General features: G+C 61.3%; 11 protein-coding genes. 7 read left to right on the top strand and 4 right to left on the bottom strand.

The features are described from left to right. Positions 1-507: 507 nt before the first annotated feature. From argS to P3T24_RS23575, 4 genes are all read right to left on the bottom strand, one after another. A complete protein-coding gene (gene argS, locus P3T24_RS23590) occupies positions 508-2,247 on the bottom strand; it encodes an arginine--tRNA ligase (RefSeq protein WP_429438345.1) in 1,740 nt (579 codons plus the stop codon). Between the two features lie 198 nt (positions 2,248-2,445). Beyond that, the gene (locus P3T24_RS23585; RefSeq protein WP_429438342.1) at positions 2,446-3,987 is read right to left on the bottom strand and encodes a methyl-accepting chemotaxis protein; all 1,542 of its coding nucleotides are present in this window, start codon (positions 3,985-3,987) and stop codon (positions 2,446-2,448) included. Between the two features lie 144 nt (positions 3,988-4,131). After that, complete coding sequence (locus tag P3T24_RS23580) at positions 4,132-5,040, bottom strand: DUF72 domain-containing protein (protein ID WP_429438339.1); 909 nt, start codon at positions 5,038-5,040, stop codon at positions 4,132-4,134. Positions 5,041-5,129: 89 nt separating this feature from the next. Continuing rightward, complete coding sequence (locus tag P3T24_RS23575; protein WP_429438337.1) at positions 5,130-7,268, bottom strand: response regulator; 2,139 nt, start codon at positions 7,266-7,268, stop codon at positions 5,130-5,132. A 261-nt stretch (positions 7,269-7,529) separates the two neighbouring features. Here P3T24_RS23575 and P3T24_RS23570 point away from each other — a divergent pair, with 261 nt between their 5' ends. From P3T24_RS23570 to P3T24_RS23540, 7 genes are all read left to right on the top strand, one after another. Then, positions 7,530-8,759: a DUF2252 domain-containing protein gene (locus P3T24_RS23570; RefSeq protein ID WP_429409677.1), complete on the top strand. Its 1,230-nt coding sequence runs from the start codon at positions 7,530-7,532 to the stop codon at positions 8,757-8,759. A gap of 67 nt (positions 8,760-8,826) precedes the next feature. Further along, entirely contained in the window at positions 8,827-9,648 is an 822-nt protein-coding gene (locus P3T24_RS23565) for a YkgJ family cysteine cluster protein (RefSeq protein WP_429438334.1), read from the top strand. Positions 9,649-10,212: 564 nt separating this feature from the next. Then, a complete protein-coding gene (locus tag P3T24_RS23560; protein ID WP_429438330.1) occupies positions 10,213-12,849 on the top strand; it encodes a type VI secretion system Vgr family protein in 2,637 nt (878 codons plus the stop codon). Between the two features lie 2 nt (positions 12,850-12,851). Further along, positions 12,852-14,768, top strand: coding sequence for a phospholipase D-like domain-containing protein (locus P3T24_RS23555; RefSeq protein WP_429438327.1), 1,917 nt, complete (start codon positions 12,852-12,854; stop codon positions 14,766-14,768). A 78-nt stretch (positions 14,769-14,846) separates the two neighbouring features. Further along, the gene (locus P3T24_RS23550; RefSeq protein ID WP_429438824.1) at positions 14,847-16,049 is read left to right on the top strand and encodes an SEL1-like repeat protein; all 1,203 of its coding nucleotides are present in this window, start codon (positions 14,847-14,849) and stop codon (positions 16,047-16,049) included. A 73-nt stretch (positions 16,050-16,122) separates the two neighbouring features. After that, positions 16,123-16,332, top strand: coding sequence for a hypothetical protein (locus tag P3T24_RS23545; protein WP_429438325.1), 210 nt, complete (start codon positions 16,123-16,125; stop codon positions 16,330-16,332). Between the two features lie 3 nt (positions 16,333-16,335). Beyond that, entirely contained in the window at positions 16,336-17,589 is a 1,254-nt protein-coding gene (locus tag P3T24_RS23540; protein ID WP_429438322.1) for an SEL1-like repeat protein, read from the top strand. The last annotated feature ends 57 nt before the right edge of the window (positions 17,590-17,646 follow it).

Raw genomic sequence — 17,646 nt, 5'->3', positions numbered from 1 at the left:
ATGCTTTACATGATCGCTGGTTAATGCGTTTCACATCTCACTTGTCGAGAACTCAAAGCGGGCCTGTTGCTTGCATTCGCAAGGTGTTGCCAAGGCCATTTTTACCGGTCGACGGGCTGTGTTGACACATGTCTTACGAACGGTTGCAAAACACTACCAAGACACAATCGCCTAGTCAAAATTAGTTTGATACAAATAAATCTTGTTGTTTTCTCGCCGATTTGTTTGCTGTGCCGGTCTGCATGCCCAGCCGGGGCATCTAGAGTGCTTCGTCTAATCATGGCCGACTTGCCCGCCGTCGCCAGGCGAGTGCCCTTAGCCGGTCGGAAGTGCTGACGCCCGAGGCGTGACTGAATCGTTCTGAAGCGCCGTCGAGCGCGCGGCGCACGCCGACCCCGAGCAGCGCCCGAGCGCTCGATCTGTGAAATTACGATTTGTAATTGTGCGGACCGTTGCGGCCCGCTGCCGGAGTGTGCCGGTGGCGTGCCGCTCCGCGAGTTGGCTTTTTCACATCGCCTCAAGCACATCGATCCCGAGTAGCCCGAGGCCTGTGCGCAGCGTGTCGGCAGTCAAACGGCATAACTGCAGACGGCTGGTTCGTGTCTCGCCGGTTGCGCTGAGCACCGGGCACGCTTCGTAAAAGCGCATCAGGACTGCAGCCAGATCGTACAGGTAGGCGCACAGATAATTCGGCAACGCGTCTTGCGCCACGGCCAGCACGGCATCGGAAAAGCGCGCCAGCTGCAGCGCAAGTTGCCGCTCGGCCGGTTCCACGAGGCTCACGGTGGCGTCCACGTCCGATGCATTTGCGCGGCGCAACACGCTCTGGACACGCGTGTAGGCATATTGAAGGTACGGCGCAGTGTTGCCTTCGAAGGACAGCATGCTGGCCCAATCGAAAACGTAATCCGTGCTGCGGTTCCTGGCCAGGTCGAAGTACTTGATGGCGCCAATGCCGACGACCTGCGCAATCGCACGCCGGTCGGCTTCCGGCAACTCGGGACTTTTTTCGCTGACCAGATTGAAGGCCCGTTGTGTCGCTTCCGCCAGCAGCTCCGCGAGTTTGACCGTGTCGCCGCTGCGCGTTTTGAACGGCTTGCCGTCGTCGCCGAGCACCACGCCGAATCCAACGTGTTCCAGCTGGACCTCGGGCGGTACGTAACCGGCCTGGCGCGCCACGGAAAACACCTGCTGGAAATGCAGCTTCTGCCGGGCGTCGACCACGTAGAGCGCACGGTCCGCCTTTAGCGTGCCGACGCGATAGCGGGTCGCGGCGAGATCGGTGGTGGAGTAGAGATAGCCGCCGTCCTGTTTTTGCACGATATAGGCCGCGGGCTCGCCGTCCTTGCCGCTGAATTCGCTGAGAAAGACCACCTGCGCACCGTCGCTCGTGACGGCGAGGCCCTTGGCCTGGAGGTCGGCGACGACCACCGGTAAGTCGTCGTTATAGGCGCTTTCGCCGTGAACATCGGCCCGTGTCAGGCCCACGTTCAGCTGACGATAAATCTCCTCGCAATGAGTCATCGAAACATCGAGAAAGCGCTTCCAAAGTTCGAGCACGCGCGGGTCGCCGCCTTGCAGTTTGACCACGTAGTCGCGCGCCCGATTGGCGAATGCCGGATCTTCGTCGAAGCGTTTCTTCGCATTCCGATAGAACACTTCGAGATCGGCAAGGGCGACGTTCGAAGCGTCATCTGTGCCGGCTTCGTCCATGGATGCGGTTAGCATGCCGAATTGCGTGCCCCAATCGCCGACGTGATTCTGCGCGACCACCTTGTGACCGACGAAACGCAAAACCCGCGCCAACGCGTCGCCGATCACGGTAGAGCGCAGATGGCCCACGTGCATTTCCTTGGCGAGATTCGGCGACGAGTAGTCGATCACGACACATCGCACGGCGTTCCCGGTCATGCGCGGCACTGCGAGGCCACCGTTGTCGTTTAGCGCCTGCGTCACCCAGCGCGCGAGATACTCCGGTGCGATCGTCATGTTGATAAAGCCGGGTCCGGCGATCTCGACATGGCTGACAATGCCGTCGAGATCAAGGTGCTCCACCACCGTCTGGGCCAACTGGCGCGGATTGAGTTTGCGCGATTTCGCTGCCGCCATGATCCCGTTCGCCTGATAGTCCCCATGCTCGGGACGGCCGGCAGGTTGGACGTTGGCACTGGAATCCGCGCAGCCTGCGGCCGCGAGGGCATCCTGTACACGCGCGTTGAGAAGTTGGAGCAGGGTTTGATTCGGCATCGATCAGGGCGTTGAGTGTTTTGGGAGGATGCGACCAGGCAGGGCTGACGTAGCCCCGGAAGGGGAGGTCGGGCAGAAACGCGGTCGCTGGAGCTTGAGTTTTGCTTCCGGTGGACAAGGCGACCCGGGGGCAGGCGCCTTGTCCTTCCAGCGATTCTACATGGCGCAGGCGAGCGCCTGGGCGCGGCAAGACTTCCGTTAAACCCTGAACCGCGATACCGCGAGTTGCAAGGCCTTCGCCTGTTCGTCGAGCGACAGCGCCGCGGCCGTCGTCTGTTCGACGAGTGCCGCATTTTGCTGCGTGACCTCGTCCATTTGCGCCACGGCCCGGTTTACCTGTTCGATGCCATCGCTCTGCTCGCCGGATGCCGCGGCGACTTCGGTCATGATCTCGCTGACACGCCGGATCGATTCCACGATCTGCGCCATCGTGTTGCCTGCGGTCTGGACCAGACCCGTGCCATCGCCGACGCGGCTCGCCGCGGTCTGGATCAATCCCTTGATCTCCTTGGCTGCCGCGGCCGAACGTTGCGCCAGGGTGCGCACTTCGCCCGCGACCACGGCAAAGCCCCGGCCTTCTTCGCCGGCGCGCGCGGCTTCGACTGCGGCGTTCAAGGCAAGGATGTTGGTCTGGAATGCAATGCTTTCGATGGCGCCGATGATTGCCGACATCTTTTCCGATTGCTCGTTGATATCGGCCATCGTGCCCACGACGCGGTCCATCACACCGCCGCCGTTTGCTGCGATCTCGGAGGCCTCTTTCGCGAGCTGGCTCGCATGGCTCGCGTTGGCGTTGTTCTGCCGCACGGTTGCCGTCAGTTGCTCCATGCTGGCGGCGGTCTGCTGGAGGGCCGCAGCTTGCGATTCGGTGCGCCGCGACAGGTCTGCATTGCCGGCGGCAATTTCCTGGGTGGCGGTCGCCATGGTCGCGCTGCCGTCACGTACCGACGAGACGGTGCCTGACAGGCCGTCGCGCATCGCCGAGAGTGCGCCAATCAGTTTGCCCATTTCATCGTGTCCGCCCACTTCAATCGGGTCGGTAAGATCCCCCTTCGAGATGGCCGAGCAGGCCCGCAATGCGTTCGCAAGCGGCCGCGAAATCGCTTTTTGCAAGCCCATCGCGCACAGTGCGGCGATGGCGATACCCAGCAGCATCAGCGCGGCCGACACTATGCTCATGGTTTTGAGCGTCTGCTGAAAGCCGTCGTAGTTGTCGGCGCCGCGTTTGAGCAGGTAAGCGTTCAACTGATCGGTGCTTTTGGTCAGTGCGAGCGAGAGGACCGGCATCGTCGTCATCACGATCTTGTCGGCGCTCTTTGCATCGCCGTGCTGCAGTGCCTGCAATGCCGGTTCGATCGCTTCGTTGAGCAGCTTGTCGAAGTTGCTTGAGACGACATCGGCGAGGCGTTGCTCATCGGCGTCGTGCGGCTGGGCGAGGTAGCGGGCGAGCGCCTGCTTCGAGGTGTTGAGATAGCCGTGCGTCTTGCCGATCAGCGTCGGCAGATCGGGTGATTCGGGGTGCAGGATCGCGCGGTCCATGGTCACGCGGGCAATGGCGAGATTGTATTTGCTGTCGCCCATCGCCACCGCGGAGGCAAGTTGCACGGAGTAGGTCTCACGCAAGGCGGTCTGGCCGGATCCGGTGCTGAATTGGCCCACCAGGCCGAGGAGCAGCAAAAGTACGACGAGGCATCCCACCGTCACCCAGATACGGAGTTTGATCGAGAGTCGGGAAAACATGACGAGGAGGGGGCTCCAGCAGATTTGACGTCCGGACGAGGAGTCCGGTCCTATTGTCGTTATCGGCCGCTGGGCGCAAAAACTTTATACGTGACGGGCGAAACAGCGCTGGGGCTTGTGCGGGTGCCGCCTTTCGACATTTTTCTATGCATCGACGAGTATCGCGGTCATGGTCAGCGCGTTGCGCTGCCCTTGGTCTTCGAAGCAGTTATTGAAAATCACGTGGGTTTTCGCCGCCCGCGTGGAAATCGCCCGAATCGAAGCGGCCAGCTCGCCCAGCTCGGCGTCGTTGTAGTCGTAGTTGAAACGGTCCGACGCCGACGCGCCGGCGCCGGGGCTCCAGCTCTCTGTGTTGCGGCCATGCATACGTACCATCGCAAGTTGCGGATTCGTGACGTCCCACACGGTATGCACGCGGTTTTTCACATCCGGGGGCGCATCGACGATCACGTGCACGAGGGCCCGCTCACGTAGAAACGCGAGCGTGTTGGGCGCGTGGTTTTCGTCCAGCCAGGACTGGTTGCGAAACTCGACCGCCATCGTATAACCGGCCATGCGAGCGGCGCATTCGTCGACGTGGGCGACGTCCTGCGGCGCGCTCGTGATCCATGGCGCAAACTGGAACAGCACCGCGCCGAGCCGTTGTGTTTGCCGTAACGGTTCTAGCGCTTCGAGGTAGCGCCGCCACAGCTCGTCGCGAATCTCCGGCGGTAAATCGCGGTAGTAAAGATTTTTCTTGCGCGCGCTTAGGGCGGGTGTGCTCAAGGCCATCGCGATGTCCTTCGGCAGCACGTCGGGCGAGGTCTGGTGTCCCGTGAAGATACGGAAAGCCTTGAAGTTGAAGGTAAAGCCGTCGGGGGTGCGTTCGGCCCACAGCTGCGAATTGGACGCCGACGGCATCCCGTAGTACGCGGAGTCGACTTCGACGAGGGGAAACTGGCTTGCGTAAAAACGCAGCCGCGCTTCGGCCGTACTGCAGCCGCGCGGATAGAAACGCTTGCAGGCGATCAGTGTTTTGTCGGTCCAGCCGGCGGTGCCGCATTGGATGTTCATGGTCTCCATTCTGTCGCTTTGAGTGCTTTGCCCGGGCCGCCCCGGTTGCTTCGCTTTGATTTGCTGCGCCGCGCAGGAGCGCAGTCTTCCTACGCTGCCGGCTCGGCGTGCGCGGTGCACGCAGCCAGTTCATGCCGCAACAGTTCGATATCTACGGGCTTGGCGAGCATTCGTGCGCCGGGTATCGCCTGACCGATTTCAGCACTTTCGCCGTAGCCCGACATTAGCAGAATCCGCAGGTCCGGCTGCGCGCTTCGCAGCGCTCGCGCCAGCGTGTCCCCGGATAGTCCCGGCAGGCTGATGTCGCTCAACAGGATATCGTATCGTTGCGTCGATGCAAGCTTGAGGGCTTCTTCGGCATTGGCGACCGCAGTGTATTGCAGTCCGAACGATTCGAGCAGCTCACCCATCGCTTCACGCGAAGGCAGATCGTCTTCGACCAGTAGTACACAGGGCGACGCCACAGCATACGGTGTGTCTGTCACGGCATTTGCAAGCTTCGCGCGGTGCGCATTCAGCACGCCGCGCACCTTGCTGGCAAGGTCGTCGCGTCGGTACGGCTTGCTCAGCAGCGTCACGCCGGCGTCGAGCTTGCCGTGGTGAAAGATTTCGTCGCGCGTGTAGCCGGAGGTGAAGAGTACTGGAATGGCAGGCGAGCGCAACGCGGCGCGCTGCGCCAGCTCGACGCTTTTGACGGTGCCGGGCATCACTACATCGGTAAAGAGCAGATCGATTTGCAGGTCGCTGTCGACGAATTCGAGCGCCGCGTCGCCGTCTGCGGCGGTCAATACCTTGTAGCCGAGTTGCATCAGCATTTCGACCGCGGTCAGGCGCACCTCGGCGTCGTCTTCGACCACGAGAATCGTCTCGCGCCCGCCGACCGGCGCCTCGTTCTGCTCTGCGATCTCGGCGGTCTCGGGTTCGCGGCAGCGCGGGAAAAAGAGCTGCACCGTGGTGCCTTTGCCGACCACGCTGTCGATCACGGTGTGGCCGCCGCTTTGCTTGACGAAGCCGAACACCATGCTGAGGCCCAGACCGGTGCCGTGCCCATTGGGCTTGGTTGTGAAAAACGGTTCGACTGCACGCGCGAGCACTTCGGCGGGCATGCCGATGCCGGTGTCGGCGATCGAAAATACCAGGTACTCCCCAGCAGTCAGATCGGCGTAGCCTGGGTCGTCGCGCTCGGCGACGACGAGATTCTCGGCGCGAATCGTGAGCGTGCCTTCGCCATGCATGGCATCGCGGCTGTTGATCGACAGATTGAGCAGGGCGTTTTCGAGCTGGTTGCGATCGGCCAGCACGTTCCACAGATCGGGGCCGAGCACGGTGTCGACCCGGATCGTTTCGCCGAGCGCGCGGTGCAGCATCTCGCTCATGCCGTCGAGCAGCCGCCGCGGATTCAGTACTGCGGGGGAGAGTGGCTGGCGGCGTGCGAAGGCAAGCAGATGAGCGGCCAGTTGTGCGCCTCGTTTGACGGCTTGCGTGGCGGCGGCGATACGGCGCTGGCTGGCCGGATGGTCGCTCGCGTCGGCGGCCAGCATCTGCAGGTTGCCGTTGATCACTTGCAGCACGTTGTTGAAGTCGTGCGCGACGCCGCCCGTGAGGCTGCCGATTGCCTCCATCTTCTGAGCCTGGCGCAATTGCTCTTCGGCCAGCGCTCGCGCGGCGACAGCGTCGGTGACGCGTTGCTCGAGCGTCTCGGTGAGCAGGCGTAGCGCAGTTTCGGCGTGCTGCCGCGAGCGTTCGGTGAGCACGCGCCCCGTTGTTTCCACGACCACCGCGATCACGCCCGCCGGCGCACCGCTGTCGTCGGCCACCGGGCTGTAGTACAGATCCATCCATACGTCTTCGGGCTGGCCATTGCGTAGCAGCACGAGTTCCTTGTCCACGTACGACAGTGTGCCGCCCGCGAGACAGGTGGCCATCACATTGCGGTTGAACGACGCCACTTCCGGCCAGCCCAGCTCGACGGGACAGCCGAGCAGGTATGGATGACGACCGCCGGCGAACACCGCGTAGGCATCGTTGTAGACCATGTAGCCCTGCTTGCCCCATAGCATCACGATCGGCAGCGGCGAGCCAAGTACAAATTGCACGGCAGCGACGAGACTTTGCTGCCACTGGTCGATGGGACCCAGTTCGGTTGCCGTCCAGTCGAATCCGCGGATCCGTTCGGCCATTTCCCCTTTCCAGCCGGGGCAGCCATGGTCGTCTGCCGTGAGTGGCATTGTTCTGCTCCACAGTTGTCACATAGATGCGCGCGTTCACACCGGCAGGTGCCGCGTCGCGGGTTCGGCGGACTGGATCGGGGCACTTGCCAGACGAGTGCATCCAGAATGCGGGTAGCAATCCGCGTTCCCGAAATGTTTCCGAAAGGCTGCGTGCGGCGGCAGCCCTGACAGGAGCACCTCGTCGGGTTGTTCGCGCGGTCGCGCTGTGGCATGGTGGACGACTGACAAATCGATCGACAGCCTCTGGACGTCTCCACAATGCCAAAGAAAAATCCCGCCCGCGCTGCGCTTCCCAAGCCCGATGCCCGAATGGAACTGCTGGCCGCCCGCCGCAACGCCAAAATGGCGCGTTCAGCCGACGCCTATGTGCGAGGCAGCACCAGCAAGTTTTACGAGTGGCTCGACGGCATGGAAAGTGACGCATTGCCTCAAGGCCCTGCCGTGTGGATCTGCGGCGATTGCCACGCCGGCAATATCGGGCCGGTGGCGAATGCGCAGGGCCGTGTGGAAATTCAGATTCGCGATCTGGATCAGACGGTGATCGGCAATCCGGCACACGATCTGATCCGGCTCGGCTTGTCGCTCGCCACGGCAGCACGCGGCTCGGATCTGTCCGGCGTCATCACCGTGCGCATGATGGAAGCGCTCGCGGACGGTTACGAACGCGCCTTCGACGACGCCTCGGATCACACGGACATCCAGGCCGAAAAACCCGAGGCGGTGCGGGTGGTCATGAGGGAAGCGCTGCGTCGCTCGTGGCAGCACCTCGCCGAAGAGCGCATCGAAGATGTCGAGCCGGAAATTCCACTCGGCAAGCGTTTCTGGCCGCTGTCGAAAAGCGAGCGCAGCGAGATTGCGGCACTGTTCGAAAAGCGCACGCTTGCGCGTCTGGCCACAGAGTTACGTTCGGAGAACGAAGCGGCGAAAGTCACCGTGCTCGATGCAGCCTATTGGGTCAAGGGCTGCAGTTCATTGGGACGCCTGCGCTATGCCGTGCTGCTCGACGTCGACGGCGCCTCGATCGACGGTGACGATCTTTGCCTGATCGACATCAAGGAGGCGACGCAAGCGGCGGCGCCGCGCTACGCCGGCGCGCGCATGCCACGTGACAATGCGCAACGGGTGGTGGAGGGCGCACGCCATCTCGCGCCGTTTCTTGGCGACCGGATGCGCGCTGCTCGTCTCGCCGAGCGCGCGGTGGTGATTCGTGAACTGTTGCCGCAAGACATGAAGCTTACGATTGAACAACTGACGCGCGATGAAGCGATGAAGGCGGCGCGCTTTCTCGCGCTTGTTGTCGGCAAGGCCCATGCGAGCCAGATGGACGACACGGAGCGCAAGGCGTGGCTGGGTGAACTGCGGCGCAGCCGCAGCAAAACCATCGACGCGCCGCCGTGGCTCTGGAAGAGTATTGTGGAACTGATGAGCGGTCACGAGGCGGGCTATCTTGAACACTGCCGGCGTTACTCGCTCGAAGCCGGCGCGTGATAGAGTGCGGCCAGCCTGCCGCCGGCCGGCCCCGCAACGCGCGATGGAACGCTGATTGAGCATGAGCATGGATATCGATTTCGAATGCACGATGTGCGGGAAGTGCTGCCACGATCTGCGTTTGCCGTTGACAGTCGCAGAAGCACTCGCCTGGCTTGGGCGCGGCAACGAAGTGCAGATTCTCTGCGAGGCTTTGCCCTGGCCCGAAGAGCCCGCCGCGGACAATCTGCAGGCGGCTCATAAGCGCCGTCGTTCGTTTGCGGCGATGAGCGGCAGCTTGCCCACACGGATCGTGGTGATCCTGACTGGCGCGTTTGCCGGGCCGTGTCCGAACCTGCAGGCTGATATGCGCTGCGGTATCTATGAGGAGCGGCCGCTGGTCTGCCGCATCTATCCGGCTGAAATCAATCCGTTTATCCAGTTGGAGCCGGCGGCCAAGGGCTGTCCGCCGGAGGCGTGGACGCCTGGGCTTGCGCCGCTGATGCGTGGGGGGCAACTGGTGGATGCGACGACGGTTGAACTGATTCAGAAATCGCGGGCGGCTGATGCTCGGGATGCGGTGGCGAAGCAAAGGCTGTGTGCGTTGCTTGGTGTCGATGTGGCTGCGTTGGCTAATGAGGGGTTTGTGGTGCATACGCCGAAGCGTGAGGCGTTGCTTGCGGCGCTTGAGCGGGTTGGGGCGCAGGCGGATGGTTTGGGTGTTGCGCAGGGCGTGGAGGCAGTTGCTGCTGAGTCGGAGTCTGGCGCGTTGCCGAGTTGGCGATTTGTGTCGAATCGCAGGGCAACCGTGAACACGCTTGAGTCGGTGGGGGCGCTCAGTGCCTGGGTTGACGCCGATCGTCCTGAGGCCTTTGAATATCTCGGTTTTTTTCCCGCCGCCGCTGCTTAGCGAGCGTTCTGCCCGCGCGGAGGACGCAGAGCGTTAAGTGTTATGCGTCAGATACTTGCGACGCGTTCAGACGGGTTGTCCACAGCCTTATGAACGGTTTCTGTGGACAAGTTTTTCTGAAGGTATGGCAGTCGAGCAGGCACCCGGTCTGTTTGAGTTTGGCGACCTGGTTATAGGCGCTGAGACCCGTTCTGGCAACAGACTCAGGAAGCCGGGCCACCGGCGCGTATCGGTCATGCTGATGACCCCCCCGCTTTGTCTTCGAAGCCGAAGCATTTTTCCGAGCTTGAGTCCCCCTCGTTTCATTCCCCGGTTTTCCTCCCTTTTTTAGGATGACAAACCGTTTTACCATGCCGGACGTTGCTCGTCGTTCGCCACACATTTATCCGGAAGGGTGTCTTTCCGAGGCCCCGTTTTGTCGAACATTAGCGCGTTTGATTTTCAGAACGCGCTAAAGATCGCATTGGCACTTACTGGCATGGGCGGTTTCCAGATGAGTCCGATCGCCGGGTGTGCAGCGGCCGGCGCAGCGCGGAACAACAACAAGAAAACAGGGACTCGTGTATGGCGGAATTCGATCCGGTTGCAAACCTGCTAACAGGACGGCAGGCGTATTTCCTCGATGTACCTGGCACGGACAGCGCAGCGGCGCTCTCGGTCGTATCGTTCGAAGCGACCGAAAAGATGGGCGAGCCCACCGAGGTGCGCATTGTGCTGACCCATCCGTTGCAGCTCGCGCGCGCTGATTACCTGAACCTCGATGCGAAGTTCTCTATCGTGCCTGACGGTGGGCCGCCACGCAAATTCTCGGGCTTCATCGCGCGCTTCTCCACGATCCAGACCACGAAGGACCATGTCAAGTACGAGGTCGTGCTGAAGTCGCATCTGGCGCGGCTGGAGGCCGTGACCCGCAGGAAAGTCTTCCAGCATGCCAGCACGCCCGACATTATCGCGGCGATCCTGCGCAGCCATGGGCTCAGGGAGCACCAGTTTTCATTCAGGTTGCGCGGGCAATACCGCAAGCATCTGTTCCGCATGCAGCACCAGATGAGCGACAGTGCCTATATCCACATGCTGGCGGAAAAGGCCGGAATCTACTACTTCATTGTGGAGACGGAATACGGCGATCAGGTGGTCTTTGGAGACGACGTAGACCATTACATTTACGACGAGCCGCAACGGATTGTGCCGTACCGCGAGGCGGCGGGACTTGAAGCGGGCGGCGTCGAGGCAGTGACGGCGATCAAAACCCATACCGAGACGGTGCCGCAATCGTTCGTCGTAGCGGATTACAACCCGGCCCAGGCCTGGGAGCGATTCAGGGATGAAGCCAACGTCGCGCCGCAAGACGAAACTACCTATGGCCAGACGTATATCTACGGCACGCACCACCTCGACCAGGCGGGCGCGAAGTGGGAGGCGCAGCTTCGGCACGAAGCCGCCATCGCCTGGCAGGTTGTGTATGAGGGCGAAAGCAACGTGCTGGCTTTGCAGTGCGCGAGCGTGCTTGAGATGGACACCACCTTGCCCGATGCGCCGAAAGGCCAGATGATTGTCGAGGCGACGCACAGCGGCGCATGCGACAAGCCCTATGCGAATAGCTACAAGGCGATTCCTGCCGACCGCCGTTTCCGTCTCAGACTCGAACCGGAAACCTGGGCCAAAGTGACCGGCACACTTTCAGCGCGCGTCACCAGCCCGGACTCCTACAAATATGCCTACATAACCGCAAGCGGACACTATACGGTTCGCTTCGATGCGGACTTCGAAACGTGGCCCAATGGCGGCGAGAGCGTACCGCTACGCCTGGCGAAGCCGTTCGCCGGAAAGTTGCAGACCGGTTTCCACTTCCCCGCGATGGACGATGCCGAAGCCGTGATCGTTTGTCGTGACGGCGACCCGGACAAGCCCGAAATCGTCGCCTTCCATCACCACAGCCAGGCCCGCGACCTCGTCACGAACGACCGCCGATGGCTCTCGCGCAACATGATCCGCACGCAGTCGAATAACAAGGTGCGCATGGAGGACTGGGCAGGCCAGGAAGGCATCAAGGTCAGCACGGAACACTCGGGCAAGTCGCAACTGAATCTCGGCTATCTCGTCAACAGCAGGCTGGAGTACCGGGGCGAAGGCTACGAGCTGAGGACCGCTGGCTGGGGGGCGCTTCGCGCAGGCAAGGGGGTGATGGTCACGACCTACGACCGCCCGGCCGCGACCGGCAGGCAGCTCGACATGCAGGAGACCATCGCCCAGCTTGAGAGCGCATTGGCGACGGCGAAGGCGTTGGCGGCATCGGCCAGCAGCGCCAAGGCCGAGCCTGCCGATACTGATGCGCAGCAGCAGATGAAAGAGGATCTGGATGGCCTGAAGAAGCCGGGACTGCTCATGAGCACACCCGCTTCGGCGGCGCTCGTGGCGGCCCAGGACGTGCAGTTTGCGGCGCAGGGCGACATCTCGGCGGTTGCCGGGAAGAACGTCGACTGGAGCGTGCTCAAACGCTTTACGGTGGCGGCGGGCGAAAAGCTGTCTCTGTTCGCGCAGAAACTTGGCATCAGGATTTTTGCAGCCAAAGGTCCGGTCGAAATTCAGGCGCAGACCGATGCCATGTCGCTGATCGCGGATCAGGATCTGACGGTGTCGAGCGTCAACGGCACGGTGCGCATCTGTGCGAAGAAGGAACTGACGCTTGAGTCGGGTGGCGCGTTCATCCAGATGAAGGACGGCAGCATCACGCTCGGTGGCCCGTTCGACCTGTTCATCAAGACGATCACGGTGCAGAAGCAGGGTAAGGCGACACTGAACATGCCGCTGGACCTGAACCACCCGGCGCTCGCCGGCATGCCGACCACGCCATTGACGTTCTATGCGGGTGGGTCGCCGGCCTCTCGCGCGGCGATTCCCGCGAACATGCCCTACAGCCTGTTCGCGGGCGGTACGCTGGTCAAGCAGAGCGTCATGGACGAAACCGGTCTGCTTCAGGTCGAACACCATCCCACCACTCAGCAATACACGCTCAAGCTTGCCAATGGCGCGAGCTACACGATTCCCGTGGCCGATCAATATCGGGGCAACGCGGATAACGGTGCGCTCGCCAATGGAGGCTTTCACTTCTACGAGGGGCAAAGCGGTACGAATGCTGGCGCGGTTGATCGCGCCCAACACCGCGCCGACTATGACGAACTGCTTGATACGGACGCCTGACCATGACCCAGCAACCACCGATTACCGTACCCATCGCGCTGTCGTGCACGCGGAGCGCGGTGATAACCCTGCCGTGGTTCGTGCAGAAGACGGAATATCGCCCAAAGGCTGCCAACTACACGCCGCTTGTAAACGGCCACGAGGCGTTCGGAGCACTCTATGACGCCATTGACAAGGCGACGCGTACCATTGATTACATCTGCTGGGGTTTCCAGCCGTCGATGTATTTCAAACGGGACGGTGGCAAATCGCTGCGTATTGGCGATCTGCTCATCAGGAAAGCCAAAGCGGGTGTCAAGGTTCGCATCCTGTGCTGGCTCGACTCCGCCTGGATCGCGCAGATCGGCGAACAGGAGGTGCCGGGGTGGACCGAGGGTGCGCGGTTCATGACACAGAACGAGGATGCATATCAGATCGCCTACGACCGGAACTGGTATCACAATGCCCGGTTGCCGGCAGGCGGCAAACCTTCGGGTGCAGCGCCTGCCGGATCGCAGATGTATACCGCACTCAGACAGGATCCGTACCAGATGTTCGGTTCGCAGTCCTTCAGGGATATCGGCATCGAACTGGTGACGCGTGACTTCTCGCTGCACGACCGCGAGGAGATCATGTATCGGGAAAAACTCATGCGGGGAAGCGGCGATGGCCCAACATCCGGGACTATTGGCGCATACGGTGCGGAACCCTCCCATCACCAGAAAATGGTGCTGATCGACTATGAAGCGCCAGAAGTGGCTGTGGGCTTCGTGATGGGACATAACACGCTGGATGCCTATTGGGACGATGACCGTCACAGCTACGCGAAGAAAGCGCCGGGCCAGGGGCGCAATGGTGATACGCCACGGCAGGACATGTCGGCCATCGTCGCGGGGCCGATTCTCGAACATCTGAACGACAATTTCTGCTGGGCGTGGCAACGTGATGCGAAGGAAGACCTGCTCGCAAAGCGTAGTGGATTTGCGGCGCGGTTAGAACCGCGCGACGGGATCGGTACACGCGTCATGGCGCAGATCAGCCGCACGCAGTCGCAGGAGGGGGTGCGTAACATCAGGGCGCTTTACCTTCAGGCGGTCAATAACGCAACGAAATTCATCTATATCGAGAACCAGTATTTTCGCTGGCCGGCTCTTGCGGAAAAGATCAAGAGCGCGGTACAGGCGCAGATCTGCGCCGGACGTGATCCGGCAAAGCCGGTTCATCTTTTTGTTGTGACCAACGCGAACAAGGACGGTATCGGGCAGGGTCCGGGAACGACCTATGACATGCTCAATAGCCTTGGCCGCGCGGACACCATTCCGGTCATCGCGAAGGAAGAGCGCAGTGACGCGCTCGGCAGCGCATTGCAGGATGTCCGGAAAGAGGTTACGGCGGCGAACACGCAGATGCGAAACGCGAGCAGCCTGCGGGAACGGGCCGACGCACAACGCGCGATTGACACAGCGCAGGCCAGGCAGGCGAAGCTGCAACACGAGTACGACGACAACCTCAACACGGGCAAGGCGGTTTTGCCGCAGCCGATTCCGGGTCTCCAGGTTCACGTCTGCTCGCTGGTTGCGCCCGACTCGCCGCCTGGCCGCACATGGACACCCGTTTACGTTCACAGCAAGATCATGATTATTGACGACGTGTTCCTCACCCACGGCTCGGCCAACATCAACCGGCGCAGCATGGAAGTGGACAGCGAACTGAACATCTGCCACGAACGGATGGATGTGACGCAGCCGCTGCGCAGGCACCTGTGGAGTATCCATACGGGAGGCGAGAGGAACGGTGCGTCGGACGTTCCCGGCGATGCGGCTACGGCCTGGGAAAACATTATCAAGCGGAATTCACGAAACCAGTCCGGCAGTCTATCGCCCATCGCTTCACTCGTCGGTTTCATGTGGACGGGCAAGAGCCGTTTGCGGCTGGACTGAACGATGAAGAAACGAAGCACATCAATTGCGATCTGCCTGGCGCTTGCGCTCAGCGCCTGTTCGAACAAGGATAATCCGATGCCCACCCAAGCCGAATGGAGCGCCGTGCGCGCGAAACTGGTTTTTACCTGTGTCCACGAAGCCGACCACCTACCGCCGCTCGATCCGCGGGCTGATACGCTGTTCAAATATGCCCTGTTCCTCGAAAAGAAACCCGGCCCGAAGGACTTCAATGCTGCTGCGCGCTACTACCGGATCGCCGCCGCGTATGGTCATTACAAGGCCAACCACAACCTGCAACTGCTGGTCTCCACTGGACAGGCATCGTCGCCCCATGCGGCCACGGAAACGATTGACCTGGCCGAACAGTTGATCGCTGCGGGCATCCCGGGCGGCTATTACGACATGGGCCACTATCTCGAACTCGGTTACGGCGTGAAGCAGGACGAGAGGAAGGCGCGGATTTATTTCCGCAAGGCCGCGGACCTGGGAAGTCCGGAGGCTCAGGCCTACGTCGGAAAGCTGCTGGAGCCTAAAGATCGTGCCCCCGAAGTTGCGCGTCAGATGCGATATTGTGCGGTCGATCAGGGTAATCGTGATGCAGCGAATGAGCTGGGCATTGATCTGATGACGGACCAACTCTATCCCGAGGCTCTTAATGTGTTTCAGAAGGGCGCGGCCGCAGGTGATGCTACGTCTGCTTCATTTCTGCAATACGGCTTCGACGCAAAGCCATCGGATAAGCTGTACTTCATCGGGGAGAATCAAGACCCTGAGCGTTCACGCCGTTACGGACTGATATGGAAGTTTCTCAGCGACCACGATGGCCTGAATCCGAAGGTCCCGGACATCGACCAGATCGTGCCGCTGCCTCCCGCGAAGCTACCGGAGTGGGATGGTACGTTCCAGTGGCAGAAGGAGCAGGACGCCGCCCAGCCACCACAGAAGCCTGCCGAGGCGCTGGTTGCAAAGCTGGCCCGTGAGAAAAACCTCGACCCTGCGACGGGCCTGCCTCTCCCGCCGACCAAAAAGGACAACCGTTTGCCGCTTGGCGCCACGGCTCGCACCAACGAGTTCTGCCCGCAGGATGGCGTCTGGCGCGCGAAACAATGGGCGGGTTTCAGTCCGGACGCGACACAGCGTATCGGTAAGGGAGAAATCATGCCGCGCCTCACCATAACCCAGCCACGTGCCATACCGGGACTCGACGCGTTGCTTGGGATGCGCCAGCACCATACCGATGTGACGTGGAGCCTGGTTGCCTACAGCGACGAGGCGTAGGACACCCGGTTCGACCAACGTCAACCGGTGCAGCATGGAGGTGGACAGCGAACCGAACATCTGTCATGAGCGCATGGACGTGACGCAGTCGCTACGCAGGCACCTGTGGGATATCCATATCAATAGCATTGAAGACGGCGCGTCGGACGACCCGAAGCGCGCGGCCGCAGCGTGGGAGTACGTCATCAGTCGGAACGCCGGAAAGCAGAACAGCTATGAGACGCCGCTTGCGTCGCACGTCGGCTTAATGTGGACGGCCGCGAGCCATTTGCGGTTGGACTGAACGATGAAGAAACGAAGCACATCAATTGCGATCTGCCTGGCGCTTACGCTCAGCGCCTGTTCGAACAAGGATGATCCGATGCCCACGCAAGCCGAATGGAGCGGCGTGCGTGCGAAACTGGCCTTCACCTGCGTCCACGAGGCGGACCACCTGCCGCCGCTCAACCCGCAGGCTGATACGCTGTTCAAATATGCCCTGTTCCTCGAAAAGAAACCCGGCCCGAAAGACTACGATGCGGCCGCCCGCTATTATCGGATTGCCGCCGCGTATGGTCATTACAAGGCTAACCACGACCTCCAACTACTCGTGTCCACCGGACAGGCATCGTCTCCGCACGCGGCCACGGAAACGATTGATCTGGCCGAACAGTTGATTGCTGCGGGCATCCCGGGCGGCTACTACGACATGGGCCACTACCTCGAACTCGGTTACGGCGTGAAGCAGGACGAGAGGAAGGCGAGGATCTATTTCCGCAAGGCCGCAGATCTCGGTAGCCCCGAAGGGCAATATCATGTCGCGGACCTGCTTTCCCCAAAGGATCGCGCGCCGGACATTTCGCGGCAGATGATGGAGTGCGCAACTGACCAAGGATATGGCAAAGCTGCAAATTATCTTGGTATAGACTTCTCGACCAACAATCTGTATCCCGAAGCAGTCGTGGCATTTCAGAAGGGTGTGAAAGCTGGTGATACGCAATCCGCACTAGCCCTTCAAGAAGGGTTTAGTGGACCACCACCAAGTAATAAGCTTTTCTTTCTGGCACTTACTCATGATCCAGAGCGCTCACGCCGCTATGAACTGATCGGCAGGTTTATCGACGACCGCGACGGCCTCAATCCGAAGGTGCCGGACATCGACCAGATCGTACCGCTGCCTCCCGCGCAGCTACCGGAGTGGGATGGCACGTTCCAGTGGCAGAAGGAGCAGGACGCCGCGAACCCACCGCAGAGACCCGAGGAGAAGCTTGTTGAGCGTCTTGCGCGTGAGAAGAACCTTGACCCCGCAACAGGGCTTCCTCTAGCTCCCGCCAAAAGCGCGAAGGATGAGCGCGCGCCTTTGGGTACTGTCGCGCGTACGGGTGAAGTCTGCCCACGGGGTGGTGTGTGGTGCGGCAAGCATTGGGCTTCGGTCCGCTACGACGCGACGCAAGGCGTTGTGCCACCTGAGAGAAATCGTGAGAACCGGGGCGACAGCCCTGTTTTTCCTTTCTCCCGTACTACCGGGGGCAACGGTGTTGCTCAAGGAGGAATTGTTTGATGAGCAAGCATACCGACCAGGTGAAAGAAGTCACGCACTCTCCGTTAACTGTAGCTG

This window comes from Paraburkholderia sp. GAS33, from assembly GCF_050436645.1.
GTDB classification, from domain to species: Bacteria; Pseudomonadota; Gammaproteobacteria; order Burkholderiales; family Burkholderiaceae; genus Paraburkholderia; species Paraburkholderia phenazinium_B.
Note: the sequence above shows the minus strand (reverse complement) of the source record. Positions and strands in the feature narration are given on the sequence as shown.